Source organism: Paraneptunicella aestuarii, from assembly GCF_019900845.1.
Classification (GTDB): domain Bacteria; phylum Pseudomonadota; class Gammaproteobacteria; order Enterobacterales; family Alteromonadaceae; genus Paraneptunicella; species Paraneptunicella aestuarii.
The window spans coordinates 2404703-2431052 of record NZ_CP074570.1; the positions used below are offsets into that span (position 1 = coordinate 2404703).

22 protein-coding genes and 1 pseudogene are annotated in these 26350 nt (G+C 41.4%); 16 read left to right on the forward strand and 7 right to left on the reverse strand.

All coding sequences use genetic code 11. From position 1 onward, the window contains the following. Positions 1–137 precede the first annotated feature (137 nt). Positions 138–2357, forward strand: a complete 2220-nt coding sequence (katG, locus tag KIH87_RS09805) for a catalase/peroxidase HPI (protein WP_232361356.1) — start codon at positions 138–140, stop codon at positions 2355–2357. 192 nt (positions 2358–2549) lie between these two features. Here katG and KIH87_RS09810 read toward each other — a convergent pair whose 3' ends face one another. Then, positions 2550–3704 carry a S8 family serine peptidase gene (locus KIH87_RS09810; RefSeq protein ID WP_232361357.1) on the reverse strand — a complete coding sequence of 385 codons (1155 nt, stop codon included), beginning with the start codon at positions 3702–3704 and terminating at the stop codon, positions 2550–2552. Between the two features lie 1081 nt (positions 3705–4785). Between KIH87_RS09810 and KIH87_RS09815 the strand changes: the two genes are divergently transcribed. The 4 genes from KIH87_RS09815 (at position 4786) to KIH87_RS09835 (ending at position 8684) form a co-directional block, all read left to right on the forward strand. After that, positions 4786–5364: a hypothetical protein gene (locus tag KIH87_RS09815; protein ID WP_232361358.1), complete on the forward strand. Its 579-nt coding sequence runs from the start codon at positions 4786–4788 to the stop codon at positions 5362–5364. 388 nt (positions 5365–5752) lie between these two features. Beyond that, a complete protein-coding gene (locus tag KIH87_RS19395) occupies positions 5753–7066 on the forward strand; it encodes a methyl-accepting chemotaxis protein (RefSeq protein WP_269751490.1) in 1314 nt (437 codons plus the stop codon). A gap of 229 nt (positions 7067–7295) precedes the next feature. Beyond that, on the forward strand, positions 7296–7703 hold the full coding sequence (locus KIH87_RS09830) for a CBS domain-containing protein (RefSeq protein ID WP_232361359.1): 408 nt from the start codon (positions 7296–7298) through the stop codon (positions 7701–7703). 564 nt (positions 7704–8267) lie between these two features. Beyond that, positions 8268–8684, forward strand: a complete 417-nt coding sequence (locus KIH87_RS09835) for a hypothetical protein (protein ID WP_232361360.1) — start codon at positions 8268–8270, stop codon at positions 8682–8684. A gap of 427 nt (positions 8685–9111) precedes the next feature. Here the strand turns inward: KIH87_RS09835 and KIH87_RS09840 are convergent. From KIH87_RS09840 to KIH87_RS09850, 3 genes and pseudogenes are all read right to left on the reverse strand, one after another. Continuing rightward, positions 9112–9507 (reverse strand): annotated as a pseudogene (locus tag KIH87_RS09840) (transposase); the annotation flags it as partial. A gap of 321 nt (positions 9508–9828) precedes the next feature. After that, on the reverse strand, positions 9829–10467 hold the full coding sequence (locus KIH87_RS09845) for a hypothetical protein (protein WP_232361361.1): 639 nt from the start codon (positions 10465–10467) through the stop codon (positions 9829–9831). Continuing rightward, positions 10467–11372, reverse strand: coding sequence for a DUF4747 family protein (locus KIH87_RS09850; protein ID WP_232361362.1), 906 nt, complete (start codon positions 11370–11372; stop codon positions 10467–10469). The genes KIH87_RS09845 and KIH87_RS09850 overlap by 1 nt, the downstream gene beginning before the upstream one ends. A 243-nt stretch (positions 11373–11615) precedes the next feature. Between KIH87_RS09850 and KIH87_RS09855 the strand changes: the two genes are divergently transcribed. Then, positions 11616–12047 (forward strand): hypothetical protein, encoded by a 432-nt coding sequence (locus KIH87_RS09855; RefSeq protein WP_232361363.1) that lies wholly within the window; start codon positions 11616–11618, stop codon positions 12045–12047. A gap of 971 nt (positions 12048–13018) precedes the next feature. Here KIH87_RS09855 and KIH87_RS09860 read toward each other — a convergent pair. Both KIH87_RS09860 and KIH87_RS09865 read right to left on the reverse strand, forming a co-directional pair. Further along, positions 13019–14764: a J domain-containing protein gene (locus KIH87_RS09860; protein WP_232361364.1), complete on the reverse strand. Its 1746-nt coding sequence runs from the start codon at positions 14762–14764 to the stop codon at positions 13019–13021. A gap of 6 nt (positions 14765–14770) precedes the next feature. Beyond that, the gene (locus KIH87_RS09865; protein WP_232361365.1) at positions 14771–16462 is read right to left on the reverse strand and encodes a molecular chaperone HscC; all 1692 of its coding nucleotides are present in this window, start codon (positions 16460–16462) and stop codon (positions 14771–14773) included. Positions 16463–16685: 223 nt separating this feature from the next. Here KIH87_RS09865 and KIH87_RS09870 point away from each other — a divergent pair, with 223 nt between their 5' ends. The 10 genes from KIH87_RS09870 (at position 16686) to KIH87_RS09915 (ending at position 25113) form a co-directional block, all read left to right on the forward strand. Next, a complete protein-coding gene (locus KIH87_RS09870; protein ID WP_232361366.1) occupies positions 16686–17345 on the forward strand; it encodes a response regulator in 660 nt (219 codons plus the stop codon). After that, the gene (locus KIH87_RS09875) at positions 17342–18712 is read left to right on the forward strand and encodes an ATP-binding protein (RefSeq protein WP_232361367.1); all 1371 of its coding nucleotides are present in this window, start codon (positions 17342–17344) and stop codon (positions 18710–18712) included. The genes KIH87_RS09870 and KIH87_RS09875 overlap by 4 nt, the downstream gene beginning before the upstream one ends. After that, the gene (locus KIH87_RS09880) at positions 18699–19082 is read left to right on the forward strand and encodes a cupredoxin domain-containing protein (RefSeq protein WP_232361368.1); all 384 of its coding nucleotides are present in this window, start codon (positions 18699–18701) and stop codon (positions 19080–19082) included. The genes KIH87_RS09875 and KIH87_RS09880 overlap by 14 nt, the downstream gene beginning before the upstream one ends. After that, positions 19072–19872 (forward strand): FTR1 family protein, encoded by an 801-nt coding sequence (locus KIH87_RS09885; RefSeq protein WP_232361369.1) that lies wholly within the window; start codon positions 19072–19074, stop codon positions 19870–19872. Before KIH87_RS09880 ends, KIH87_RS09885 begins: the two co-directional genes overlap by 11 nt. Then, positions 19869–20570, forward strand: a complete 702-nt coding sequence (locus KIH87_RS09890) for a hypothetical protein (RefSeq protein WP_232361370.1) — start codon at positions 19869–19871, stop codon at positions 20568–20570. The genes KIH87_RS09885 and KIH87_RS09890 overlap by 4 nt, the downstream gene beginning before the upstream one ends. Before the next feature lie 126 nt (positions 20571–20696). Continuing rightward, on the forward strand, positions 20697–21428 hold the full coding sequence (locus KIH87_RS09895) for a thermostable hemolysin (protein WP_232361371.1): 732 nt from the start codon (positions 20697–20699) through the stop codon (positions 21426–21428). Then, the gene (locus tag KIH87_RS09900; protein WP_232361372.1) at positions 21425–22903 is read left to right on the forward strand and encodes an AMP-binding protein; all 1479 of its coding nucleotides are present in this window, start codon (positions 21425–21427) and stop codon (positions 22901–22903) included. The genes KIH87_RS09895 and KIH87_RS09900 overlap by 4 nt, the downstream gene beginning before the upstream one ends. Positions 22904–22929: 26 nt before the next feature. Beyond that, a complete protein-coding gene (locus tag KIH87_RS09905) occupies positions 22930–23601 on the forward strand; it encodes a TenA family transcriptional regulator (protein ID WP_232361373.1) in 672 nt (223 codons plus the stop codon). 31 nt (positions 23602–23632) lie between these two features. Further along, positions 23633–24451, forward strand: coding sequence for an SDR family oxidoreductase (locus tag KIH87_RS09910; RefSeq protein WP_232361374.1), 819 nt, complete (start codon positions 23633–23635; stop codon positions 24449–24451). Beyond that, complete coding sequence (locus tag KIH87_RS09915; protein WP_232361375.1) at positions 24448–25113, forward strand: tetratricopeptide repeat protein; 666 nt, start codon at positions 24448–24450, stop codon at positions 25111–25113. Before KIH87_RS09910 ends, KIH87_RS09915 begins: the two co-directional genes overlap by 4 nt. A 78-nt stretch (positions 25114–25191) precedes the next feature. Here the strand turns inward: KIH87_RS09915 and KIH87_RS09920 are convergent, their stop codons facing one another. Then, positions 25192–26274: a methyl-accepting chemotaxis protein gene (locus KIH87_RS09920; protein ID WP_232361376.1), complete on the reverse strand. Its 1083-nt coding sequence runs from the start codon at positions 26272–26274 to the stop codon at positions 25192–25194. Positions 26275–26350 lie beyond the last annotated feature (76 nt).

Here is a 26350-nt window from a genome sequence, read left to right on the forward strand (position 1 = left end):
ATAGCTATTTTCGATTATGACAATCAATTTATTGGGTTTAGTAAATTCTCCAAACCTGACTATAACTACAAGAGTTTATTAAACCTGATCAGCTCAGGTTGTGAATGTTCTAAAACAAGTAATAAGGAACAACAATCATGTTAAAGAAGTCAATACCCGTAGTAGCAGCTATTACGGTGGCAGTGTCCTCTCTAATGTCTGTAAGCAGTGTACAGGCAATGGGCGAAGCACGAAGCAATCACTTTTGGTGGCCAGAGCAACTGAATCTTTCACCACTAAGACAGCATTCGCCTGAGTCCAATCCTTATGGTGCTGATTTTGATTATGCGAAAGAATTCGCGACGCTTGATCTGAAAGAAGTGAAAAAAGATATCGAGCAAACATTAACTACGTCACAAGATTGGTGGCCGGCGGACTGGGGGCATTATGGCCCGTTTATGATCCGTATGGCATGGCACAGCGCCGGTGTTTACCGTGTGCATGATGGTCGTGGCGGCGCGGCAGGTGGTCAACAACGTTTTGATCCTCTAAACAGCTGGCCAGATAACGCAAACCTCGACAAAGCGCGTCGCTTATTGTGGCCTGTAAAACAGAAATATGGTCGCAAACTGTCTTGGGCTGATTTGATGGTGCTAGCGGGTAACGTCGCACTTGAGTCTATGGGCTTTAAAACCTTCGGATTTGCCGGTGGTCGTTCTGACGATTGGGAGCCTGATTTGGTTTACTGGGGGCCAGAAAGCAAGTTTCTTGATGATAAACGCCGTGATAACAAGGGTAAATTGAAAGGGCCTTTGGCAGCAGTTCAAATGGGGTTGATTTATGTTAACCCGGAAGGCCCAAATGGGGTTCCTGATCCTTTATTAGCGGCAGAAGATATCCGTATGTCATTTGGTCGCATGGCAATGAATGACGAAGAAATTGTTGCTTTGATTGCTGGCGGTCATACCTTCGGTAAAACCCACGGTGCGAAAAGCCCGGAAGGTTGCGTAGGTAAAGAACCTGCGGCCGGAGCCATTGAAGATCAAGGCTTGGGCTGGAAAAATAAATGTGGTTCTGGTAAAGGTGCAGACACTATTACCAGTGGTCTGGAAGGCGCGTGGACGGTTACCCCAACGCAATGGTCAACCAACTTCCTTGATAATTTGATGACCTTTAACTGGGTTAAAACCAAGAGCCCAGCAGGTGCAACACAGTGGGTTCCGGAAGACAAAGCAGCTCACCAATTGGTGGCTGATGCGCATATTGAAGGAAAACGTAACCCGCCAACTATGTTGACAACCGATATTGCATTGAAGGAAGACCCTAAATTCCGCGCTATTGTTGAGCGTTTCCGTAGTGATCCTTCTCAATATGAAATGGCCTTTGCAAAAGCATGGTTTAAGTTAACTCACCGTGACATGGGGCCTCGCGCACGCTATGTGGGCTCGGAAGTACCTCAGGAAGTGCTAACCTGGCAAGATCCTATCCCAGCGGTTGATTATAAGCAGGTAAACAGTAAAGACATCAGCAAGTTGAAAAAACAAATTCTGGATTCGGGTTTAACCATTCCTGAGTTGGTAAGAACGGCATGGGCTTCAGCTTCCAGCCATCGTGTGACAGACATGCGTGGTGGTGCAAATGGTGCTCGTATACGCTTGGAGCCGCAAATCAACTGGGCGGTTAATAACCCTGCTGAATTGAAAAAAGTGCTGGATAAATTGGAGTCAATCCAAACGGCATTCAATAATAAATCCGGTTCCAGAAAGGTTTCTCTGGCTGATGTGATTGTGCTGGGTGGTGCTGCGGCAATTGAAAGTGCAGCGAAAGAAGCAGGTCATAAAGTGTCGGTTCCTTTTGCTCCTGGTCGAGCTGATGCCTCTCAAGAGCAAACAGAAGTATTGTCTTTCTCTTATCTTGAACCTACCGCAGATGCATTCCGTAACTATTACAGTGAAAACAGTTACATGGGGCCAACTGAAATGATGGTGGATAAAGCCAACATGTTAGGTTTGACTGTTCCTGAAATGACTGTTCTGCTGGGTGGTTTACGTAGTCTGGATGCCAACATCGGTGGTGCAAAACACGGTGTGTTCACAGATAAGCCAGGAACACTAAGTAATGATTTCTTCGTTAACTTGTTAGACATGTCTACTGAGTGGAAAAAGTCATCTAATCCTGGTGTTTATGAAGGTAAAGACCGCGTTTCTGGTGAAGTGAAGTGGACAGCAACGCCTGTAGATCTGATCTTTGGCTCTAACTCTGAATTACGTGCAATAACAGAGGTTTATGCTTCTTCTGATGCGCAAGACAAGTTCTATAAAGACTTTGTTGATGCGTGGGTAAAAGTCATGAGACTGGATCGCTTTGATCTGAAATAGACATGTTGAAACGTTGAAATAAATTGCTGAAGAATCCGTTCTAACTATTTCAACAAATCAATTTCCAAGCTAAGGGCCTTTCAATCTTCGTGATGAAAGGCTCTTTTTTTATGCCTTATGCGGGCTTCACACAGAAAAAAGCCAGAGTCTTTCAACTCTGGCCTTCACGTTTACACACTATCGAAAAACGAATTACAAGTGGATGATTGAATCCGCGTTGCCATCTGGGTCGCCAGATACTTTGCCGTCTGTACCAGGGTTGCCGTTACGCATCATGATAACGGCACAAGCTGCTGGAGAAGCCATTGAAGTACCAGACATAGTCGTTGTACCACCACCATTTTTAGTAGAAAGGATGCTTACACCTGGTGCAGCATAATCTACTGGTGGGTTACCATAGTTAGACCATGACGCCAGAACATCATTGCTGTCAGAAGCAGAGATGGTGAATACACGGCTACCATTTGCGCTGGCAGGAGAGTGGTTGTTAGCGTGATCGCCGTCATTACCCGCTGCTAGTACAAAGTAAGCACCAGACTGTTGAGAAGCCGCAATTACTGCATCATTAAGAGCAGCACTGTAACCCCCCCCCAGGCTCATGTTGGCACAATCACCAGCATTTGCATTAGCACCTACATAATCAATACCGGCGATAACACCAGAATAGGTACCTGAACCACGAGAATCCAATACTTTAACTGGAACTACGGTAGCGCCAGCCGCAACACCAACAACGTCAATGCCGTTATCTAATGCTGCAATGGTACCCGCTACGTGAGTACCGTGACCGTTTCCATCATCAAAACCAGCATTTTTACCAGTAGTGAAGGCAGAGAAACCACGGCTTGCATCAACGTTCAAATCAGCGTGATCCAGGTCGATACCTGTATCGATAACCCATGCAGTGTTGCCAGAACCATCAACTGGACCACCTACACGAGTAACGCTCCAAGGAACAGTTTGGCCTGAACCGCTACCGCCACCGCCACCTGGAGGACCAGGCATCATGGTAACAATACCGTCAGATTCCATGCTCAGAACATCAACATTGTCACCAAACGCTTCTTGAGCAGCAGCACAAGACATATTGATGGTGAAACCTTTGATTGAGTTCTTGTAAACGTATTGCAATGCCGCTTGAGCGTTACCGCGAGCTTGAGCTGCTGCAACCATTCCACGAGCACGACCGTCAACGTCGAACTTGGATACGCCATCATTCAAGCGAACAATACATCTGTTTTGAACGTTAAGGATATCAGCGTTTGCTGAGTTTGTGGGTGCAGGGGTGGCATTAACAGCCCCTACCATAGCCATTGCGATGGCTGTAGCAATCGTAGATTTATACATATTTTTTTCCTATCAACTTGTTGTTATTTTTGCTTATGATTTTTTTTATAAAGCAATTTCAGTATAGGGGGAATATTTATTACCTTGCAAGTGTAATTAATATTTTTTTAACAAAATAAAAGTTCTTCTAATGGATAGGAAATCCTTTAAACCCTTTAGTGTCAAAGGATGCATGAGATATTAAAAATGACTTAAAAATTAATTTTCAGTGGCTTTTTTATCAAGAAATAGTCTGAAACTTGAAGGTGGAATAGTAAAAAGATAGTGGAATGAACAGAGTGTTTAAAAGCCCCTAACCGTACTTTTCAATATAGACAGCAGGGATATAGAGGCTTCTTTTTATGTATATCAGAGTTGATTAGTTATGCAGATAGAATATGCCAATAGTGACTTGACAATAACGCAACAGAAGCAACTGATAAAACAACGATGTCGATAACTTTCTTTTTCATGGCATCACCTTTATTTCAACTCATTTTACAACGGGATATCACTAAAACATTTTTCTGAAATAGTGATTTCCTTTTTCCAATATATTCCGTTTTACTTTCTACAACGTCCCGATGACGGGATAACAAATGTATAGCAAAGCTGGGCGAAGAGCGCCCGATAAAATCGAACTCATCAAGCGCTAAAATCTTCACGAGCGACCAAAAAACAAACTAAACGTATCATTGGAAGAAGCTGTTTTATGACGTTGAAATTTCATAACTTTATGAAAATTAATGGATTAATTTGAATTTTCCGGACTACCAAAAAGAGGGGGCGTATCGATATGACACGCATCTAGTAAATTAGTCTAATATAGATGTATCGCATATTATTTTGTCGTCATGAAAGACGTATTTATGTTCTGCTGAGTAATTTCATGAACTCATTTAGATGTCTACTTTAACTACCAGCTGTCAGAAAATCTTGTCTTAAATTTTCCGTTAATCAAATTATTGTTTTCACATTTAAGAATAATTAGAAAGCCTGTATAGCAAGTAATATACAAGCAGAATTAAACGTTCATTGCCCATTACATTGGTGATTACAGAGCAATCTGTTTATTTAGCGATGACCAAGAAGGGGTTGAGTAATGAGTACAGGTGAACATTTAATTGATGAGATACTAAAGAACGATAAATTAATGAGTATTGATAACTGCCCAGGAGTACCAGTAAATATTGGACTGGCAGTGTATGGTTCTGTTCAGGATGACAAAGGTGGAGTTGTTATTGAGCCTACCGACAAAGATTTATCGAGTGCTATCAATAAGGCCATCGGGTTTAGTGGCGCAAATTCTGAAACCTCAGTCTGGCATTTTCAGATTGGAAAACCCACACATCATTTTGTTGTTATTCCCTGGTACAGACATTCAACACCCGATTACGGTCAGGTATATACCGTTTTTATGGCATGGGAGAATGCGTATACGGTTCAACAATATGTGAATGGAAGTGATCCAGCTCCGGATATTGGTGGTACAGGATTCAAACATGTCTGGACCGTTAGTGAGCTCAATAAAATGCTGACAGACTTAATGACCAAAGACTCGGCATGGGAAGACTACTTTGGTCAGGTGGGGCAATCGCGAGCCAGTAAACTGGAATACTGGAAGTACAAAACAATGAGTATTGATAAAGCAGTGAGTAATGTGACCGCTTTTTCTGATTAACTGGCTTGAAATAACTCGGCGTTTGCATGAAAGCTTCATTTGGGCTACTTAGATTTTGACTACTTAGCCAGAAATACATTTCATGCGGACGCGCATTCCCTTTTCTCTACATATTTACGTATATTTTCCGATATAGCATTTATCTATGCATAAAACTGAGCATTTAGGTAAATGCATCATCCCTCTATCTGGAGCTGTTTAGCCACAGGGTAAGAGCATAAAATAGGTTTTGTATTAGATTTCCTTTTATAAATATTGAGTTATTGGTTCTTTAAACTGCTCTTGACCATACTTTCGGTAAATGTTGAACTAAAGGGCTTATAATCAAATAACTCGAAACTCGTTTAAAACTATAAAAATAACTTAAGTCAGCACAAATGGGGTAGCTATGCTGTTTAACCGTAAACAGAACGATAAATTGGATAATCGTGATGATTTAATCAAGCAACTCAAAGCAGAAATAGACAGTATTTCCGAATATTGCACTGTTATTTATTTCTCTCCACAAGGCGAAGTTTTGAGTGCCAGCCCAAGATTTTTAGCATTCATGGGGTATTCCCCAGAAGAGATCATTGGCAATCATCACAAGATGTTTTGTCCGACAGAAGTGGCAAACTCGTCAGAATATAGAAGCTTTTGGTCTGATTTAGCGAAAGGCAAAAGTAAATCAGGTCAATTTTGGCGTAAGAGAAAAGACGGAAATGATATTTGGGTAGAAGCGACTTACATCCCTATTGTGTCTAATGGTCAAGTGACCAAAGTCATGAAGATTGCAAACGACGTTACCATTGCCCATGAAAAAGCTGTTAGTAGCCAAGCATTAATTAAAGCCATTCACCGTTCAAATGCAGTCATTGAATTTACCCCGGAAGGTATTGTTGTGGATGCCAACGAAAATTTCTTGCAAACGCTTGGATACCAAAACCTGAATGAAATTGTCGGTAAGCATCATAAACTATTTTGCGACGACGACTTTTATCAAGAAAATCCTGATTTCTGGAAAGAACTTAGGTCTGGTCAGGTCAAAGATGGTTTGTTCCGTCGCGTTGATAAGAAAGGCAATACAGTCTGGATAGAGGCAACTTATAACCCGGTTTACGACCAACGTGGTGAAACAATAAAGATTGTTAAAATTGCCACCGATGTTACTGACCGGGTAGAAAGACAGTTAGCTATTCAAAAAGCGGCGGAAGTGGCTCACAGCACTTCTGTTGAAACGGCGCAAGTATCTGAAAGAGGCGCTCAAATCTTAAAAGAGAACCTGAAAAACTCTGAAAAGATAGCCATTGATATTGGTAAATCATCGGGGCTGGTTGAAGAACTTAATGCTCAGTCAGCAGAGATATCCAAGATAGTAACCACCATTAAGGCGATTGCAGACCAAACCAACTTGCTAGCGCTTAACGCAGCTATAGAAGCCGCAAGAGCAGGGGAGCACGGTAGAGGTTTCGCCGTTGTTGCCGATGAAGTTAGAACGTTAGCCAGCAGAACAACCACTTCGACAGAAGAGATCAACCAAATGGTTGATAGAAACAATCAACTAGTGGCTCAGTCCAGAACCAGCATGGTAGAAGTGACAGAACAGGCTAACCGAAACGCGGAATTAATTTCAGAAGCGTCGGGGATTATCGATGAAATCCTCAAAGGTGCGGATTATGTCTCGGATATCGTTGGTCAGTTAATGGATAATTCAAACCGATAGCGAACAACGAATTCATTCTTCACTTTTTTGCGCCCGTTAATTTAATATGATGGGCGCTTTCCTAACTCTTCATTGCGTATTTTCATTATTCTGGTTAACCCATCCCGGTATAACCATCAGCCCTAAAATTTTCTGCTGAGACTCGCGCTTTAGTGATGTGTTGCTAAACTTACTTAAAGGTAAATTTGTATGCACTTTACTAAGCATTACCCGGAAGGAGTCACAAGCAATGCATCATCTTTCTATTGGTAAAATTATGGGCGGCTATCATTCGCAAATGCACTTTATCAGGGCTAATGATGATATTAGAAGCGCAGCCAGAAAAATGCTGAAATTGGATGTATCTGCATTGCCGGTTATCGGTGACGAAGCTGATATTGTAGGGCTTTTGACATCAAGGGATATATTGAATGGCTATGTGTCACATGATGATGTGCCTCTGGTTTTAAGCGTGATGAATAAAGACTTTGTTGCCGTCAAAAAATCAGATTCAATCCAATACGTTGCCAATATAATGGGTAAGCTCGGTGTTCATCACATCATTGTTGAGCATAATGGATTAGTCTGCGGCATTGTCTCTAGTTACGATTTTTTGAGGCTTTATAAAGAACCCGAAGAGACTATTGAGACTACCTGATAGAGCCTGGCTATTGAAGCCGGATAAACTGCATGTATCAAATTAAATTGCCCCGCAAAGTGGTAAGGCTTGTGTTTACCGGATATCTATGAACTGTGCTTTTCTTTTTTGCGCCCCAAGAGGTAATAAGCAATAACGGATAAGCTAGCTAACGGTATGCATAATGTAAAATATCCTATGGGGTAAAATACAACACCCCCGCCTTTATAAATGAAGTGAAAATGAAAAATGCTAAAGAAATAATAAGTAACAAAGGGTTGAATGGCCAGGGCGACTCCACCGAACAGGGGGCGGTAGTGATTCATAATACCTACACACGTGAGGCTAATAATAGAAAAAATAATAAATAGCATGCCTGTTACATAGAACTCGGTTGGTTAAAGAACTTTTTCATGAGTCTCAGTTTCGTTTTGTTTTTTCTGCATAATGACGGGCATTATAACCGATGCTCTGTTATACGCTTAACGCTTCGTTTTCAAGTTAAGCTTTCACCATTGAACATGATCACTATAGCCTCTACACTTCCCGATAAATATTTTTTATCTTCTTGGCGCGGTAAATGTAATGCGCAGCGTTTTTTTCATTGGGGGAATTCTCCCTTTTCTATTAACGAGTTGTACTTACTCACTTGACGAGCATTTTATATTTGAATGTCATTCCCCTGATGAAATGTATAACGCGCAATCTATAGCAGTACAAGGGGGCGGGGCGGCAGGAAGTCAGTATATCAACATCTACATTACAAAAGCAGATGATGAAGAATTCAAGACCAGAGTTATGGTTACTTCAACATCAGATAAGCTTATTCTTGAATGGAAGAAAGGAAATAATCTTATGATTACCGTAGATGATGTTCGCATATACGAGTTCAAAAACCATTTTGATGAATCCGTATATTGGGAACAAACAGGACAAGGGAAAATAGAATTTCAATATAGGGCCTTTAACGATAGCGAAAAAGTAAGCCAATGCATCAATTAGAGGTATTAAATCACTCATTCGCATAATGCTATGCGTTCTTGCTATGGTTTCTTATTCAACGTACGCAGTTGCAGAACCAAATGATAGGAATGATTGCTCCGTCAATTCCGGCACCCTGAAATATACACACAAAGATGAAACAGCCAGTTGTTTTATCTTTAACAGGAATTTACTACTTCTGATGCACAATGCAAAATGAGCCCGGCACCGTAAGTTATACGATATTTATTGATTGGGCTAGGGGCGTGGATGGTCTTCGACTTTGGTTATTTCGTTAACTCGTCGCAACAGTTACAAAAGGATAGGGTGTGCATTGAGAACCAATGGCACTCGGGCACCACGGCGGGCGAATTAGCACTATCAAAAGTGATCAGAACCCGTGCATGGCCTGCATTGAGGGTGTTCAAACTTCTGTGTCAGCTAAAAGTTAAAGTTCGACATATTGTTCGACCCGCCCTTCAAAATGGATGCTCAACTGTGACAGTGTGAGATTCCAATTCTGGACTGGGTGAGTCCACTTTTCGGTGGCCTTCAACATACCCGCGTAGAGAAGTTTGAGCAAACTGTTTTCATTCGGGAAACCGCCTTTGGTCTTGGTCAGTTTGCGAAACTGACGGTGTACGGCTTCTACAGCATTGGTGGTGTAAATGGCTTTTCTGACATCTTCGGGATATTTGAAGTAGGTAGATAGTTGCTCCCACTTACTACGCCAGGATTTAATGACCAAAGGATATTGCTTGCCCCATTTGGCTTCCAGCTCATCCAATGCTTGCTCTGCTGCGTTTTTGGTCAAAGCGCGATAAACGCATTTTAAATCTGCCATAACAGACCATCCTGACCATGCAGACCTTGACCAGATTGAAGTCCTTTAGCAAAGGCTTCAACATCAATTTCGAATTTTTTGGACATGTGCCATTTCCTTTTTGAGGAAGTTTAAAGAAATGACACAGAATTTTGAACACTACCCCTGCATTCAAAATAGAGCCGATAGTTTTTCCAGATGGCTGCTCGCCCTTCATGTTTTACCTTTCATAAAGCAAAACTCTCCAGCGTAGAGCCCTTCGATTAGTACATAGATTCTGGTATGGGTTAGGGGTTGGGTATTAGGCTTTCAGCCTCTAATCTATGTACTGAAATATTAGCCTTAAACTTGAATATTTGGATGTGTAAATATGTTTACTTTAATCTTTTTTTTGAAACTGCTTCTTGCTGGCTTATTGTTTAATCTATATTCATCAGCGACAGTTTTTATACTTACTCTCCCTAAAACAGTTATATATTCAATTAAATCTATGACCATTTTAAAAGAGTAAACTGTTAATGTGGATTCAAGAAAAATGATTTTAATATTCGCATTATCAAAAACTTGCAACATAAAGGAGATAAGCAAACTAATCCCCATCCCCATAAGAGGGTAACCAATATTAGCCGGCAATTCCCTTACAGAAGTTTTTGTTACGCTATTGTCTAATAAGTTTAAAAATGTGGATGGTAGTACAAATATCAACGCAAATACACCAATACCAAACCCTAAAAGGCTTGGTATTGCCCCAATAATATATTCTCCAGCATCAAAATCATGATTACCGTAATGATGTGCATAAATAGTTATCAAACTACCTAAAATAATAGACCAGTAAAATGAAGGGAAAACCCTTTCACACCACATGCTTAAAGGGGCAAAATTTTTAGTATATGTAGGATCACCTTTGCAGGCATAAGCATTGGCGAGCCTGAAAAAGCTACCGATAAAAGGCGCCCTAAAAATATACCTAGCTATCACTATCGAATCCTAGTTCTATCCATAGCTTCTCTAATTTTTTGAAACATCTTGATATGAAATGCTTTTTCTTCATCTTTCTTTTTTGGAACTGGGATTTTTACAGGGAACTTCTTGAATGAAAAGTTTGCCCATTTTTTCAAAAACTTATCAAAATACCTAATCTTTGCATCTCCATTTTTACTTGCAATTTCTAGATATGCCTTTGTTACATTGGGCAATTGATTGATTTCACCGTTCTTCGCAGGAGTTTGTATTAACTTTGTTTTTGCTATTCCACTATCTCGAGATTCTTTATCTATAAAAGCCTCTAAGGCTTCAATGTCCCGCCAATCATTCGTATATGATATGTCTATCTCTATTTTTCCGAACCTTTCAGCTTCTTCTAATCTTTCGATTGCAGCTCCTTCTTTTAATACTTTGCATGTTACTTGATAATCCTTGAAATCAGTAAACTTTGATTTTATATCTTCAAAAAAATGAATTAGCACTTCTTCTACGGTCGTTGGTTGAGGAAGTTTGCCACCTCTATTTTCTATACAAAGAATATGATTTTCATAAGAAAACACAAAATCAAACTCACTTCTCTTGGTAGTTGCAGATTTATCTTGGGGAACCTCATACAATTGTTCATTAGTGTAAAACTCGTTCAACCTGTCAACTTTGTCGTATCTTCTTAGCTTTCCTCTTACATAGTTCGGTTCTGGTTTTAGATTAATTGGAACCATATAAAATTCGCTTCGCTTCAATCTAACGCCATAATCGTGCAGCTTTTTATCAGTTTTTTTCAGAGTGGTAACTTCAGCTAATTTCTCGGATATTTTTTTATACCCATCAACCCCAATCAATCCATTTTTTTTTGAATTTACTGGTATAACTTGAATATTAAAGAATAGGCAGGTTGCCATATTTTGAGATTCCTTTGCTATTTGTTACGGTTATTAGTGCTTGCCTATGCGTATACAACTTTGCAAGGGTTAGGATGTTACACTTTAAAAGAGTGATGTTCTACCCAAACTGATTAACAAAAGTACAATTCATTAAAAAATCGTGCGCTATCTGAAAGTAAGTGAGCTCCTGTAATAAGATTCATGTAGCGCAGCGTTACGTATACTAAACATTATTAATTTCAAACCAATAGAAGTGACATCATGGCAAATAAGGTTTTAGTAACCGATGTGGGAACTGCGATCGTAGGAATACAAGGAGTATTTAAGGGGCGCTATACACCATATAAAGGAACAAAGATAATTAGAGCCCTTAAACGGCTTGAAGATGCTGACGAATTTATTACTTACAACGGTAAAGGAACTGATGGAAGTGGCATTGGTTTTGATTTAAAGCAGTTGAACGAATTCTCATTAATGTATAGGGATACCGAATTTAGCCCTAAAGGAACTCATACAGATATGAGGGAGATTTTTTGGCCTAATATTATTGGAAGCTGTCTATTTGATACATTTAATAGATATTGCAAATTTGATAGAGAATTTGCTGACAGTTATGAAGGAGATAACCGTAGAGATGTTTACATGACATTAATGCTTTGGAAATGTTGGAAATCAGGAGAAACTTTTCAATAACGCCGATAATAATTTCAAAAACTGCAAACCAGTTCACAGTGTGAACCGATAAAGATTATCTCGACATCAATTCAACATCGGCACAGAGTCCGGCACCAAGTAAATTCAATTCAACCATTTCAAGAACCACATTAAAAAACAATTCATTCGTTCCAACAAATCAGCGCTGCGGCACCGAACGCAAGTGCAAGAAACCTAACTAAACACGTTTTAAAAACAGAAATAGGCCAGATGTCTGATTCAGGCCAGAAACGCACTTTGGCACACTCCAATATCTAATTACCTATAATGTATATTATGTTAAATTAAATAAGTTATTATATATCAGTTAGTAAGCTATGAAGCCACCCACTCATTCATTATCTATTTGTTGTGGTTCATCTAAAGACTTATTATGAAGCTGTTGCATATTGTTTTCTTTGAGAGTGGGAATCCCTCAGCTCGAAATCCTTATCTCTGTAAAATGTGCGTAACTCACGTAGAGAACGATTTTGAAATTCCTTCGTATTTTTGCTGTTTTATTTGTTCTTCATAAACCTGATATTCAAATATTTTACAGCTCTCAATGAAATCGAAATTAAGAATTACATAGATGCTATTCTTCTACTAATTCAGCCTTAAATCACATTAACTGTAGGTGTAATATATTAACCTCTGTTTTTTATTATCAGTTAAATTGATTAAAGGTACTAAAATGAAGAACATAAATAAGAAGATTCTGACGCTTGTCAGCTTTTTTGTTGCATGCGGCTCAGCAAGTGTCAACGCAGATGAAATTTTAGAAACAATATGTGTTGGTAATATTTGTTTGTCGATACCAATCAGTAGTGATGGTAATGTATCCAAAGAATCAGAAAACATACCAAATGATACGGGCCCAGGGTGTCCCCCTGATTGTAAAGATCCATGGCCTTGATACGTTTATTTATACATTTCATTAGACAAAGCCGCTTTTAAGCGGCTTCAATTATTCACTCAGGCTGTTCAGTTGCCCAGTGCAGTTGATTTAATAACTTACGCTCTATAGCGCTTTGAATATCATTAAAGAAGGTTTTTTTGTCCGTAAATATCGACGTGTAAATAGCCGGTTTTTGTTGTTGAAATAAACCCAAACGTTCGCCCGCTTGTTCAATTTCAGATTGGGCATATCCTTTATTTTTAAACAATTCTATCGCTTCTTTCTGATATTCTATTGCATGTTCAAAGTCTTTATTGGCGGCATAAGCGGCTGCAAGAGTATCAACATAAACCGGATCTTTTGCGTAGCGTTTATCCTGAATAATGGATTTAGCCAGTTCGACAATTTTATCGGTGGAAATAAGGTGCTGGTCTGATGAAGTTGATAATTCCCAGGCAACATTATTAGCTCCTGTGGGAAATTCTTCTAAAGAGGCTTGAAGAATTAACTCTTTGGCTTTTTCTTCATTTTGTTTAATTTCAAATCCATTGGCGTGAATGAGTGCGATTTTATACAAGTCAACTGTATCTGGATTGGCCTTTTGAGCTTTTTCTAACAACCATAATGGATTAGCCGCTCTGGGAAATACATTCATATCCAGATAGTAAAGCGTGGCCAAATATGCGGTTGCATAGGCATTGCCTTTATCCGATAGATTAATGATTCCTTTATAACCAATTTCCTGATCTTTTTCGGTTTTTCCGTACAGTAACAATATGATTTCTTTAATTAATCTTGCTGACTCATCATAATAACTCGCTCGAGATACCCATTTATAAGTTTCAATAATCGCTTCTTTATCTTCGGAATCAAAATACAGGCCAGCAACTCTCATTTGAGCATAAACACGCCCTGATTCCGCCAGTTCCAAGCAGGCTAAAAACGCCTCTGAATCCCCTACTTCACTGGCTTGATTGCACACCTCAAGATCCGCATCCCAATAGGGTTCTTGCTGTATGACTACGGTTTCACTCTCAATATTTTCATCTTCTACTTCAATCTTGTCGGACATGAATCGGGTAAATATTGAAAGCATGAATAGCCACAACGCAGCATAGGCCACAAACTTAATGACTCTCTTGGTTCTATTTTCCTGTGGCGCTATGTATTCAGCTTTTTGATTGATGGCAGCACTACCATATGCCGCATAGAAAACAGCATCCATTTCTTCCAGCGAAAAGGCTTTGGAAAGCTCAAGCTCTTGTCCTTGCCAGTCAAAAATGCGAGCAAACTCAGGAACAACATAATCCGGGAGATTGGAGGGGCTCCAATCTTCGCGAGAATGGCATAAGTGCCCTGCCAATAATTTGAATACCTGATAACTGAGCAATTGTCGGCATTCTGAAGATTGCATCAGTTCGTTATTGAACAGAGCCTTCCAGTCGCCATCGTCGGTTCGGGAGTTATCAAGCAGTTCGGTGAGAGATGCAAGAAATTGTTCTATCTTATCTTTCAAATAAACTTCCTGTTCTGTCACGGGTTCGATCTCTGCTATCCATTGAGAGCCTTGTTCTTCATCCTCTTGCACTTTATCGAATGAGTCATTATTCGAGTCGTCGCCAGTCTGCTCTAAAATCGCATCCTCATTATGAGATTCAGAAAATTCGTAACTTAATGCCGCTTGATACGCTTCATTTAGCCGCTGAAATTTTTCTGGTTCATCTTCTGGATGACAGTCACGCAGTAATTTCGCATATGCGCGTTTGATCTCTCTTTCATTGTCCGTTGGCGCTATACCTAAAACTTCCCAACAATTCATTAATCGTTATCCCTCGATTTGCTTCATTATTGATAAAACCTGATTACGTGCGGAGGCTATTGCCTGTTCATTTTGGCTGAGCAAGGTATTTTCAAAATCTTGCAAAACCTGAGCGATGTAAGTACGCATATCACCGAGATGCTCTTCATAAAGCCTTTCTAACTGTGCAATGATTTGTTTGTTCAATGCGTTTTCGCGAGGATGAATTTTAATATCGTTCAATTTTGCCAGACTTTCTTCAATTTCTTCCGGGCTCATATTGGTTGCGGAATTATTAATAATTAAACGTTCCGTTTTCCCGGTGGTTCCAACTTTTAGTATAGCTTCCAAAATACCATTGATGTTGTAAGTAAAGCGTATATCAACGAACTGTTCACCCGCCTTGTCTTTCGGCACATCACTTTGGATCTTGCCTATACTGATGTTGTTTTTGGTTAGCCGGCTTTCGCCTTGAAAGATCTCGCACACAATCTGTTCCTGATTGTCATGAACCGTATGCAGCCTTTTTTCACGGCTTACCGGCACTGTCATATTACGCTCGATAATAGGTAGAAAATGTCCGGATTCGTATTGATTAACGCCACGTTCCACCACAATTCCAACCCCCAGTGTATAAGGGCAAACATCGGTTAATACAATGTCGTTTAAGGCTTCGTTTCTGGCTTTTAATGCTGCTTGAATCGCGGTTCCTCTGGCAACCACTTCATCGGGATCAATATGGCTGGTTGGCAGCATTTTAAACATCCGAGACACTTCACTTCGAATCCAGGGCATTCTGGTTGCACCGCCAACCAAAATCACTTTATTTAGTTGAGAACTTTCAATCTTGCTATCTCGTAGCGCGCGTTCAATGGGTAAGGTGAACTGCTTTATTAAATGTTGAATGCACTTTTCAAATTCAGTGCGGGTGCAGTGCCACTGAATCTCTCTGCCGGCCAGAGATATTGAGACTTCCCCTTCATGTGATATCGACAGTGCATGTTTCAGTGTTTCAATATGAGCATTGAGTCGAGATTGTTCGTTCTTGTCTAATGCAATGAGTTGAAGATTGTTTTGTTTTAAGAACAGTTCTTTTAACGCTTGAGTAAAGTCCTCTCCACCAAGAAAATTGTTTCCTGATGAAGCTCTTACTTCAACGATATTATCGAACACATCCAAAATAGAGACATCCAGGGTTCCACCACCAAGGTCGATAACCATGAACATCTGTTCTTCCAACCCTTCATGTATTCCATAAGCGAGTGCTGCGGCTGTGGGTTCATTGATCAACCGTTCCACTTTTAGCCCTGCCAACTCCCCTGCTATTTTGGTTGCCGAGCGTTGAGCGTCACTAAAATAAGCCGGCACACTAATAACGGCTTCCGTTACTTCGCATCCCAGGTAAGCTTCTGCATCCTGTTTAAGTTGTTTTAACATCAGAGCAGAAAGCTCTTCCGCTTTAAAGGTACGATTACCTAATGTGATTTGCGCTTTTGTTCCCATTTGGCGCTTAAATGTTGCGACACTTAATTCTGGGTGGCTGATTAAGCGCTCTTTGGCTGACTGCCCAACAATTATTTCCTGACTTTTTTCGTCATAACTGATGACTGACGGTGTGAGGTTGCTACCTAGAGCATTCGGTATGAGTGTTGGTTGTCCATCTTTCCAAACACAAATCAGGCTGTTTGTTGTGCCCAGATCAATTCCCAGTAAAGCCATATATATCCATCATATTGAGTTCAGTATCACGGCTAATTTTGCCTGAATCATTTCCTTATGAATAGGCTCTGTTGAAAAGTCATCGAAAAAGTACGGCTTTCAGCCGCCATTTCATTATGCAAGCTTAAGATTTTCTTAAGTTTTGACTGCGATTATCGAGTATCAATGCTAAAGTTTTACAGAATTCCCCTTTCACTTATATTTTAATGGACACTCATTCCAAATGAGAATTTTACTGGTTGAAGATGATATTCAATTAGCCGATGCGCTAAAAACCTCACTCAGTCATGAGGGATTAACCATTAATCACGTCACGTCTGGAGCGCAAGCGCTTTCCAGCATTCAAGCTGGTGACTGCGATATGCTGATCCTGGATCTCGGCTTACCGGATATGGATGGAATAAGCGTTCTCAAATCGATTCGTAATTCCAAGAACCTGTTACCTGTTCTGATCCTGACCGCCAGAGATTCAATGGATGACAAAATACGTGGTCTTGATACCGGAGCCGATGATTACCTGATTAAACCATTCGAGATGCAAGAGTTGTTTGCACGTATCCGGGTCATCGAACGCCGCTTGGGCACTGCTGAACAGTCCGTAATCAGCATAGGTAATGTTAGCCTAAATACCGCGGAACATAGTGTAACCCTTGATGCTCAGCCTTTAGAACTGTCGAAGAAAGACTACATGGTATTACGCTCTTTAATGGAAAACGCTGGCCGAGTGGTATCCAAAGATAAACTGGAATCCTCATTATATGAATGGGGCGAAGAAATCAGCAGTAATGCCATTGAAGTCAGGATCCATCATTTACGCCGTAAACTGCCCGATGGCTTTATTAAAACCATTCATGGCGTCGGTTACACCATTAAGAAAGTATGAATTCCATCACTCGATTTTTGGTTAGCATCATCATATCAGTGCTCACATTAGTGACCTTCTCTGCCGCTATTCGCGGCTACAATGTGAGTATGAGCAAAGCGAGTTATTTGTTTGATAAAGACTTACAACTCATGGCCGACACCATTCGTTCTTTACCCACAAGCAAAGACAATCCGCAATTAATAAAGCTACATCAGCAAGATCATCTGGCGTTTCAGATTTGGCATCATGATCAATTGGTACTGAGAACCGACAACACTCCTAACACCGCCATCGGCCCCTTGGAAAAAGGCTTTTACGAGCAAAACTTTTCAGGTAAACGTTGGCGCGTGTATGCCACATACGAAACAAAGAATGAGCGTTTTATTTTAGTGGCTCAATCTATTGATGAACGCTTTTCTGTTGCTGAACAGTTGATCGTCGCAGCAATGAGTCCTTTGATTATCAGTATTCCGTTTTTGGCTTTATTGATCTTTTTCCTGATTGGCGCAGGTTTAAAACCGTTACGTAAACTGTCCGACCGACTGGATACCAAAAAATCAGATGATTTTAGCGAAGTTCGATTAACCAATATTCCGGTTGAGCTAAACCCGGTTGTCAGCAAGCTCAATTCTCTACTTTCCCGTTTGGGCGCCTCGTATCAACGAGAGCGTCGATTTGCCTCGGATGCAGCCCATGAATTAAGAACGCCGCTAAGTGTGCTAACTATTTCCCTGCACAATCTGGCTAATGAACTGCAAGAACAAAACCTGGATACCGCACAAGCCAAAGCATTGAATAAAGGCGTGGAGCGAATGGGACACGTCATTGAGCAAATGTTAATGCTGAATCGCACCAATCCAGACACCTTTATGCAACAGTTTTCTACGTTCTCTCTTGATGCACTGGTTCGCGAGCAAATTGGTGATTTTTATCCCAAATTAGAAGAAAAGGAACAAACCATAGAGTTTTATGGTCAAAACGTCCGGTTAACAGGCGATGAAACCTCGGTAGGCATTTTAATCTTTAATTTATTAAGTAATGCTAACAAATACATTCCTGTTCATGGCAAGATCGTGCTCAGTTCGGAATACAGGGAACAACAACCCACCTTGATCATTGAAGACAGTGGCCCGGGCATACCAGAACAAGAATATGAACATGTTTTTCAACGTTTTTACCGTATTGGTGGAGACAGACATAATTCCAATGAATCAGGATGTGGGCTCGGCTTGGCAATAGTAAAACAAATCTGTGATCTTCATCAGGCACGTATAGAATTATCTCGCTCGGAGTCTCTGGGAGGGTTACGCATAACTATATTTTTCAATGAGAATGCTGATTCTAAGCCTAATTACGAGAATGGAGGCTCAATTGTTAAAGCTTAGAGCCCCGCGCCTGGCTTCCCTATTGTTCTTCACTTTTTCCTGTTCGGTTTTTGCCGTAACGGAAGAGTATTTCCTGACCATAGAAAACCATTTGTTCTATCCCTCAGAGCTGAAAGTACCCGCGAATCAAAAAATCAAGCTCACCATTATTAACAAGGATGATGAAGCTGAAGAGTTCGATAGCTTTGACTTAAACAGAGAAAAAGTCATCTTCGGTAATCGTAAAGGCACTATCTATATTGGGCCTCTTGAACCGGGTGAATATCATTTTATTGGTGAATACAATCCTAATTCTGCACGAGGATTAGTCATTGCCGTTTCCCCTGAACAATTGGCAACAGAAGAAACAGGAGTGAGCGATGCTAATTAATACCGTCGTTTTATTCCTGAGTGATGCTTTGCCAACCTTTTTATTGATGGCACTTCTTTTAGCGAATAGCCATAGCCCTTCATTAATGTCCTCAATGACCAAAAGTATGGTGTACGGCACGATATTGGGGGTGTTTGTGTCGATTGTATTGATGAAGATTGTGGCTAATGCATCGGACTATTTTGAAGGCAATCTCTACGAGCTCATCTTGTCGTTCCTATTACTCGTGTTTTATAGCACCGCGATGGCTTATCTATTTACCCTTAATGGTCGTTTCCAAGGTTACAACCCAGTCATTGCGTTAATCTTGATTAGTATCAGTGTGGGTATCAATGGAGCCAGCCTGTTTACCTATTTATATACATTTTGGTCGCATACCGCAGCGAATGTATTGTCATTGGGTATCGTATTAGGAACAGGGATCAGTGTGTGTGTCGCAGTGATCCTGTTTTATGCCGCACAATGGACGTACATCAGTTGGCATTACAATGCCCCTATTTGGTTGTTTATTTGTCATATCGCCGGTCAAATGCACCAAATTATCCACTACCTGGAACAAATTGGCTGGCTTCAAAGTGGTATGCCGGTCTGGAATACTCGTCAGCTATTGTCTGAGCGTTCTGAAGTTGGGCATTTCCTGACTTCATTTATCGGTTATAAAGACTCTCCCAGTATGCTGCACCTCCTTGTGTTCATGTTAGCAATAGGTTTTGGTGCTGCTATTTACTACTGGAGTAAACATAACAACTTTCAATCCACACCTCGTAAAGATACAGAGGTATTATCATGATGTTACGTCTATTACTGCTGCTGGCTATAAGCCTGTATATCACCTCAACACAAGCCAACGAAGCCATTATTGATAAGGTTTATCACCCCTATGTACTTAGCACTGAGCGTAAAGTGGAATGGCGCTTTGTCTCCCGTGAATCCGATAATGGCAACATTCTGGCGCAACGTTTGGGTTATGGTCATTCACTACGCGAAGACTTGTCCCTTGAAGTCTATCTGATCGGTGAGCGCGATAGTGAAGACAACTTCGGTATTCAAGCCTATGAAATAGAATCTCGTTGGGTGTTGACCGAACAAGGTCGCTATTGGGCTGACTGGGGAATTCTGGTCGAGCTGGAAAAAGAACGGGCTGAAAACACCTGGGAATCCTCAATTGCACTGTTGTTTGAAAAAGAAATTAATCGCACCAGCTTAACCATGAACCTGTTCGTGGGCAAAGAATGGGGAGACGATGCTGACGAAGATGAATTACAGGTCTCATTTAGAATGAATTATCGCTATCGTCTATGGCCAGAGTTTCAACCCGCTATAGAAGTGTATACCGGCGATGAAGTGTTCGGAATTGGCCCAGCTTTCACAGGTGTTTATCGTTATGAAGGGAAAAAACAACTTAATTACGATTTGGGCTTTATTTACGATACCAGTGGAAAAGGCCAAGAACGAAGCCTCAGGTTCTCTCTGGAATGGGAGTTTTAAATCATTAAAAATCAAATAGTTAAAATAAATTAATAGAAATTCCTTTAATCTTAAGCACTCCTAAGAATTTCTTAAGAACTATTGACTATTGTTGTTACCATGAAAATGATTAAAGGTAACAACAGCATGCAACTGCTTGACTCAATTTCCTTTGAATGTGCCAGTGTAGAGCCGCAATTTAAAACACCTTCTTTTGAGAATATTGTTGCTCCTGCGTTATATACCCAGCCTCTGGAAGCGCTGATAGCACAACAAGGTGATATTTCTCGTGCCACTGTCGAAGCCTTTATCAAACAAGGTTTTCAGCAGGTTCATCAGGCTTCTATTCATTCCTTTATGCCTTCACTGTTGTATTTAAGAAAGTATGGTTTGATTCAGTCAGCCCTGGGTGTACGAGTATGCTCCGAGAACACATTTCTAGCTCAATACTTTGACCAACCTTTAGCGCAAGAGCTTAATCAGTCGGGTTTTCAGGTGGAATTGCAAGATTGTGTCGAAATAGGCAACCTGCGCAGCATTTCCAACACCTATACGCAGCATCTGTTTTTAATGGCTGTTCTTGCCTTATCGTTGCGCGACAAGTCAGTCATGCTGTTTACCGCGATACCACCGGTAGTCAATATTCTGGTTAAGCACAATATTCCTTATGTGGAATTAGCGGCCGCGGATGAATCCAGAGTGTCGGGTGGCCCAGATAGCTGGGGAAGTTACTACCAACACAAACCAATGGTAATGGCCGTGCGTATTGCCGATGTTATCTCCTGTATTGCTGAATCCAAGCTGCTATCCGCTTTATCGCTAACCTTTGACGGATTAATCCAGCAATTGGCAGAGCAACTAGAGGATGCTGGTGTATGAACTCCTATTCATTTCCTTACCCAAAGGCGTCTGATTGTAATGCTCATGCCTTGGTATATGGCTCTACTACATTAACGTATTCTGATTTAAAAGAAGCCGTTGCAGAACGCGCTAACTGGTTGCAGGAAAACCAGATAGAGCGAGTGGCCATTGGCATGGATAATCATCTTGAATGGGTATTATTCGATCTGGCTTGCCTAACCAGCAATGTATGCTGTATTCCCCTGCCCGGTTATTTTACAGAAAGCCAAACCAACCACATTTTGATGGAAACCGGCACGTCATCAATATTGACGTTGAAACCCGAGCCCATTTTAAATAGAGCACTTTCCTGTGAAACGCCTTTTGATGGTGTATACCTGCAAAATGTGGAAATAGAACAAGTGGTTCACCTTCCTGAAGGAACACAGAAAATCACCTTTACCTCGGGTTCTACGGGCTCTCCCAAAGGTGTGTGTTTAAGTATTGAAAACCAGATTAACGTGGCTGAATCACTGAAAACGGTCACTGGATTATCACGCCCGGTATTTTTGAGCCTTCTTCCATTAGCGACTCTGCTTGAAAATGTAGCCGGTGTTTACGGTACGCTTATGGCTGGAGGAACCGTTGTTCTTGCTAATGAAAACGACAGAGGCTTTTCTGGAAGCAAACTGGTGTCACCCGAATCCATGTTGGTATTGTTGAGTAAAACCAGCCCCAATGCCTTAAACCTGGTGCCAGAACTGTTGATGGTATTGCTTAATGCGTGTCAACAAGGATGGAAAGCGCCGGAGTCCTTACAGTTTATTGCCGTTGGCGGCAGCAAAGTCGATCCGAAACTGCTCACTGCCGCAGCGCAGTTAGGTTTACCGGTGTATCAGGGCTATGGGTTATCGGAATGCGCATCGGTTGTTGCTATCAATCATATTAATGATAACGACCTAAACAGCGTTGGGCAGATCCTGCCTCACCTGCAAGGTCATTGCCGTATTGAAAACGGTGAGCTGGTCGTGAGCAATAATGTGTTCCTGGGCTACATTCATGATCCACAAACCTGGGCTCCTAAAGAGGTTCGAACTGGTGATCTGGCATCCCTGGGGAGTGAAAACGAGAATCGCCTTTTTATTGAAGGGCGTAAAAAGAATCTCTTGATTAACTCATTTGGTCGAAACATTTCTCCGGAATGGCCTGAATCATTGTTACTGGCGACCGGACAGTTTCGACACGTAGTTGTATTTGGTGATGCCAAGCCTTTCTGTACGGCATTATTGGTTCCACTTAACCCTATGTTGACGGCTAGCGACTTAACGCCAGTGATGGCGGCGGTAAATGCTCAACTTCCTGATTATGCACAAATTCAAAAGTGGTTCATTGCTGACCAACCGCTTAGCAGTGGCAACGGACTATTAACGGCCAATATGAGGCCAAAACGAAACGCTATTTTTAACTATTTCTCGGCACAAATCGAAGAGCTATACAGCTCCCAACAAGCGTAACGCAGTTGGACTATGGAGAACGACAAATGACTTTTTATTCTCAATTAGTAAATGCAACACTGAAAGAAAAAGAATACTTACGTTCATCAAGCATCGTACAACGTTGCTTTACGGGTGATATTTCTCTGGATGATTACGTGGCATTCCTGCAACAAGCCTATCATCACGTAAAACATACCGTTCCCCTATTAATGGCAACCGGTTCCAAAATCCCATTTGATAAAGAATGGCTACGTGAAGCCATTGGTGAATACATTGAAGAAGAAACCGGGCATCAGGAATGGATCTTGAACGACATTGCAGCCTGCGGTTATGACAAAGAGCAAGTACGTCGCAGTCAACCGGCAATGGCAACCGAGCTGATGGTTTCCTATGCCTATGATTCGATCAATCGCATTAGCCCATTGTGTTTCTTCGGCATGGTCTTTGTGCTGGAAGGTACAAGCATTGAGTTAGCTGACGCAGCTGCAAAGAGCATTGGTGACAAGTTAGCATTACCGTCGAAAGCCTTTTCTTACCTGCGTTCACATGGTGCATTGGATCAAGAACATATCGTCTTTTTCCAATCCTTGATGGATCGCATTACGGATCCACAAGAGCAAGCCCTGATCATTCATAGCGCAAAAATGTTCTTCAAACTTTATGGTGATATTTTCCACGGCCTAACGACTGAACACGGCGTTAAATTGGCTGCCTAGTCACCTGTTACAGAATGAGCGGAGAAACGAAATGAACTGGCAGAACATTAACTGTCTGTTAACTGGAGCCTCAGGAGGCATAGGGCAAGCCATCGCTTTTGAACTGGCGAGCCTTGGCGTTAACCTGACGCTAACAGGGCGCAATGAAATCAAGTTAAAAGACATGGTGCAGCAGTTATCCCTTGTCTCAGCAGGAAATCATCGCTATGTGGTTGCCGATATTGCGCAAGCAGAACAAAGAGAAGCATTGATTCAGAAATTAAAAGGATCAGGTGGCATTAATATGGTGATCAATAATGCTGGCGTGTCGAGCTTTGGTGAGTTTGACCAGCAAAAAGCCTCTGACATTCAGCAGCAAATTGAGTTGAATCTGACCATTCCCATGATGTTGATCCACGGCTTATTGCCCGTGTTAAAGCAGCAACCAGAAGCCTATATTGTCAATGTGGGTTCCACCTTTGGCAGTATCGGGTTCCCCTGCTTTACCAGCTATTGTGCCAGCAAGTTTGGGTTAAGAGGATTTACCGAAGCCTTACAGCGAGAATTGGCAGATACCAAAGTCAAAACCCTGTATTTCGCGCCTCGTACCACAACCACAAGCATTAACAGCCCAACGGTAGTGGCGATGAATCAGGCATTAGGAAACCATTCCGACACACCTGAACAGGTCGCTCGTAAACTGGTTAATCAACTACAGAGCGCTCGCGCCCGTGAATTTGTTGGTTGGCCGGAAAAACTGTTTGTTCGGGTTAACGGCTTTTTGCCAAAACTTGTCGACAACGCACTAATGAAAAAACTACCTGTTATTAAGAAATTCGCCAATTTAACTACTGTGGAGAACCAATCATGAAACCACTTATCGCTTTAACTTGTGCATTGGCTCTATATGTACCATTAAGCCAGGCCGACATGCCACAAACACCTCAAGCGACCACTTCAATGTCGACGCTTTTGGATATTCAACATAACTGGGCCAAAGCCAACTATCAGTTACGTGACGATGCTCAGGTTGCCGCTTTTGAAGCCTTGCTGAAAGATGCCAAAGCCTTATCTGACAGCGATCCACTTAAAGCTGAAAGCTGGATTTGGTTGGGTATCACTCAGTCTACCTTTGCCGGCGTAAAAGGCGGATTAGGTGCCTTGTCACTAGCCGAAGATGCAAAAAAATCATTAGAGAAAGCTCTGGAAATCAACCCGGATGCGTTACAAGGCTCAGCCTATACAAGTCTGGGGACGCTGTATCATAAAGTTCCGGGCTGGCCGATTGGCTTTGGTAGTGACAAAACCGCGAAAGAAATGCTGCAAAAGGCACTAGAGATTAACCCGGAAGGTATTGACCCTAACTATTTCTACGGTGAGTTCTTGTACGACAAACACAAATACAAAGCCGCTAAAAAATACTTACTGAAAGCGCAAAATGCCCAAAGCCGTCCAGATCGCCCTGTTGCTGACAGCGGTCGTCAGCAGGAAATTAAGGATTTGCTGGCTAAAATTGAACGTAAGCTGGATTAATCCTCTTACTGTATCGATATGATGAAATAGCAAAAAGCCCGTACAAAACGGGCTTTTTCAATTTATTTGTGCAGCGTTCTAGCCTGCCAATGAATCCAAAAGCTTCATCACTTCCTGGCTTGCTTTTTCCATAGCAAGCAGATTACGTATGCCTTCATCCTTATGACCTTGCTGAATTTGCTTAATCGCTTCAACGCCTGAGCGGTGAACTTCAGCATGAGGTCTATCCAGGTCTCTATAAGATTTGTTTTGGGCAAAACGCTGGCGACCACCATTGTTGTACCATTTTCCTAATCGGCATGAGGTGTGGTCGGCAAATTCTCCGACCGATTTATTGCTCAGCCCATAAACAACGGAATACACATCGGTTTTCCATACAATGTGATCCAGTTTAACGGTTTGAATAAAGGTTCTTAAGGAAGAATCCGAAATGGTTCCTTTCATGGAATTACAATAGGACACCATCGAATCATATTGAGAATTTAGCTGGCTAACGCCAACTGATAAGGTGTCATTGTTACTTTTAAGATCGCCAACGGCGCCAACGGCTTCTTTGGTGGAGCCGATAATACTGGTCACCAAATCAGACACTTCACTTGCCGATTTATTGGTTTCATTCGCCAATGAGCGCACTTCATCGGCAACCACACTAAAACCTCTACCTGCATCCCCTGCTCTGGCGGCTTCAATGGCAGCGTTTAATGCTAACAAGTTGGTTTGATCTGAAATGCTGGTGATGGTGGTTACGAAGGTGTTGATACTATCAGCAGTATTGGAAAGTCCGGAAATACTGGTAGTCATCCCTTCCATTTTGGTGCTCATGCCATTCATGGAAGACACAATTTCATTGAGAGAGCGAGAGGAAACGTCGAAAAGTTCATTTATAGAGGAAATGGCTTCACTTTCTTTACTGATGCGCTCATAAGCATCCAATACCGTTTGCCTGACCCCTTCAACCTGGTTGAGAGAATCAATCATGCACTGTACCAGCATATTATCGTAAGTTTTATCGACCGATTGTTCTTGTAACAATAATTCCAGTTTCAGTTCTTCGTTCTCGGCTTTAACACTTTCAAGCTCATTTTCCAGTTCAATAATACGTTGATTTAGACGCTGATTATCTGACTCTGAACCTTTGTATTTTGAGGATAGTACAAACATTAATTAGACCTTTCGCTATCACATCGCCTAAGTTACCGCAGTTTGAACGATGTTGACTTAGTGATAAAAATTCGCC

Coding starts and splice junctions, on each gene's coding strand:
- katG (WP_232361356.1), top strand. CDS start 138: ATGTTAAAGAAGTCAATACCCGTAGTAGCAGCTATTACGGTGGCAGTG.
- KIH87_RS09810 (WP_232361357.1), bottom strand. CDS start 3,704: ATGTATAAATCTACGATTGCTACAGCCATCGCAATGGCTATGGTAGGG.
- KIH87_RS09815 (WP_232361358.1), top strand. CDS start 4,786: ATGAGTACAGGTGAACATTTAATTGATGAGATACTAAAGAACGATAAA.
- KIH87_RS19395 (WP_269751490.1), top strand. CDS start 5,753: ATGCTGTTTAACCGTAAACAGAACGATAAATTGGATAATCGTGATGAT.
- KIH87_RS09830 (WP_232361359.1), top strand. CDS start 7,296: ATGCATCATCTTTCTATTGGTAAAATTATGGGCGGCTATCATTCGCAA.
- KIH87_RS09835 (WP_232361360.1), top strand. CDS start 8,268: ATGCGCAGCGTTTTTTTCATTGGGGGAATTCTCCCTTTTCTATTAACG.
- KIH87_RS09850 (WP_232361362.1), bottom strand. CDS start 11,372: ATGGCAACCTGCCTATTCTTTAATATTCAAGTTATACCAGTAAATTCA.
- KIH87_RS09855 (WP_232361363.1), top strand. CDS start 11,616: ATGGCAAATAAGGTTTTAGTAACCGATGTGGGAACTGCGATCGTAGGA.
- KIH87_RS09860 (WP_232361364.1), bottom strand. CDS start 14,764: ATGAATTGTTGGGAAGTTTTAGGTATAGCGCCAACGGACAATGAAAGA.
- KIH87_RS09865 (WP_232361365.1), bottom strand. CDS start 16,462: ATGGCTTTACTGGGAATTGATCTGGGCACAACAAACAGCCTGATTTGT.
- KIH87_RS09870 (WP_232361366.1), top strand. CDS start 16,686: ATGAGAATTTTACTGGTTGAAGATGATATTCAATTAGCCGATGCGCTA.
- KIH87_RS09875 (WP_232361367.1), top strand. CDS start 17,342: ATGAATTCCATCACTCGATTTTTGGTTAGCATCATCATATCAGTGCTC.
- KIH87_RS09885 (WP_232361369.1), top strand. CDS start 19,072: ATGCTAATTAATACCGTCGTTTTATTCCTGAGTGATGCTTTGCCAACC.
- KIH87_RS09890 (WP_232361370.1), top strand. CDS start 19,869: ATGATGTTACGTCTATTACTGCTGCTGGCTATAAGCCTGTATATCACC.
- KIH87_RS09895 (WP_232361371.1), top strand. CDS start 20,697: ATGCAACTGCTTGACTCAATTTCCTTTGAATGTGCCAGTGTAGAGCCG.
- KIH87_RS09900 (WP_232361372.1), top strand. CDS start 21,425: ATGAACTCCTATTCATTTCCTTACCCAAAGGCGTCTGATTGTAATGCT.
- KIH87_RS09905 (WP_232361373.1), top strand. CDS start 22,930: ATGACTTTTTATTCTCAATTAGTAAATGCAACACTGAAAGAAAAAGAA.
- KIH87_RS09910 (WP_232361374.1), top strand. CDS start 23,633: ATGAACTGGCAGAACATTAACTGTCTGTTAACTGGAGCCTCAGGAGGC.
- KIH87_RS09915 (WP_232361375.1), top strand. CDS start 24,448: ATGAAACCACTTATCGCTTTAACTTGTGCATTGGCTCTATATGTACCA.
- KIH87_RS09920 (WP_232361376.1), bottom strand. CDS start 26,274: ATGTTTGTACTATCCTCAAAATACAAAGGTTCAGAGTCAGATAATCAG.